This window comes from Frankia umida (assembly GCF_023242945.1).
In the GTDB taxonomy this organism is placed as follows: Bacteria; Actinomycetota; Actinomycetes; order Frankiales; family Frankiaceae; genus Frankia; species Frankia umida.
Window position 1 is genome coordinate 1 of the sequence record NZ_JALKFT010000082.1, and the last position, 1,826, is coordinate 1,826.

General features: G+C 74.2%; 1 protein-coding gene. It reads right to left on the reverse strand.

Annotated elements, in window-relative coordinates; all coding sequences use genetic code 11:
* On the reverse strand, positions 1–1,826 hold a 1,826-nt coding region (locus MXD59_RS25840), incomplete at both ends, for a SpnB-like Rossmann fold domain-containing protein (RefSeq protein WP_248827172.1).

A 1,826-nucleotide genomic window follows, 5' to 3' on the forward strand; every position in this document is an offset into this window, starting at 1 on the left:
GAGGAGTGCGCCGAGGGTGCCGGTGCCGCCGGTGATCAGGACGGTGCCTTCGGGGTCGAACGCCGGACCGTCCGCGGGCAGAGCCGCTCGCCGGGCCAGCCTGGGTACCCGAATCCGCGCGTCGCGGATGGCGAGCTGCGGTTCACCGCTGGCCAGCCCGTCCAGAAGCGCCTGCCCGGACGACGAGGCGGCCCCGTCGCCGCTGCCGAGGTCGGCGAGGACGAACCGGTCCGGGTGCTCCGCCTGGGCTGAGCGGATCAGCCCCCAGACGGCCGCGTGGGCGAAGTCGCGCACGGTCCCGTCGGCGTCGGTTCCCTCCCGGGTGACCAGGACGAGCCGGGAGTCGGCGAAACGCTCCTCGGCCAGCCACTGCTGGACGAGCCGCAGCACCGCCTCCACCGTGCTGTGCGTCGCCGCGACGACGCCGTCCGCGCTGCCGACGCCGTCCGCGCTGCCGGTGTCGGCCGGGTCAGTCGGCGCCGGCGCGCCCGCTGTCGTGAGTGCCGCGGGCGCGACGATGACAGTTGAGGGGACGGGCGCACCGGCCTCGAGAGCGGACAGCAGGGCCGCCAGATCCGGGTAGGCGGTCCCGCCGGGCACGTCGAGGCCACTGCCGTTCCCCCCGTCCGAGGGGCCCACGAGTTCGGCGATGCCGGTGTCGGGTTCCGCGGGCAGCCGGCCGTCGGGCAACGCGACCCATTCCAGGCCGAACAGCGAATCCCGCAGCGGGTCGGCGTCGGCGCCGCGGAGCGCGTCCAGGGAGATCGACCGGATGGTCAGCGTGTCGATCGAGGCGACCGGCGCCCCGGTACCGTCCGCGAGGGCGAGCGCGGCGGTGTTCGGGCCGGTGAGCGTCAGGCGCACCCGCAGTGTGGTGGCCCCTGTCGCGTACAGCGCGACGCCGGACCAGGCGAACGGCACGCGCGGACCTGGGGCATCCGCGTCCACGGCCGTCTCCGGGTCCACGGCCGTATCGCCGTCCACCGCGGCGTCGGTGACCAGGACGAGGGGATGCAGCGCCGCGTCGAGCAGGGCCGGATGGATGCCGAAGGCCTCCACGTCGTCGGCGAGCTCGTCCGGGATGCGTACCTCGGCGTAGATCTCCGCGTCCCGTCGCCAGATCGCCCGGACTCCCTGGAAGGCCGGTCCGTACTCGTAGGACCGCGCGGCGAGCCGCTCGTAGGCGTCGCTCACATCGAAGGGGACGGCCCCCGGCGGCGGCCAGGCGCTCAGGTCGAAGGCCTGCCGCTGGGTGCTGGGCTCGCTGGTGGTGAGGGTGGCGGTGGCGTGGGGGGTCCAGGGGCTGTCGGGGTGGTGGCGGGTGTGGATGGTGAGGGTGCGGTGGGGGGTGGGGGCGGTGAGGGTGAGGTGGAGGTGGGTGGGGTGGTCGGGGGTGAGGGTGATGGGGGTGTGGATGGTGAGTTCGTCGAGGTGGGGTGTGTTGTGGAGGCTGCCGGTGTGCAGGGCGAGGTCGACCAGGGCGGTGCCGGGCAGAACGGTCGTACCGGCTACGGCGTGGTCGGCGAGCCACGGGTAGGCCGTCACGGCGAGCGCACCGGTATGGCTGGTGGTGTCGTCCGGGCCGTGCAGCGTGGTCTGCAGGAGCGGATGGGTGGTCGGGTCGAGACCGAGCTGGATGGGATCGGTGACGGCGGCCGGCGGGATGATCCAGTAGCGCTGGTGCTCGAAGGGATACGTCGGCAGACCGACCGCGCGGGTGGCGGCGGCGGGTACCGGCGGCCTCGGAGTGCCGTGGGTGTGGAGGGTGGCGAGGTTGGTGTGGAAGTGGGTGAGGGTGGGGTGGGTGCGGTGGAGGGTGGGGTGGG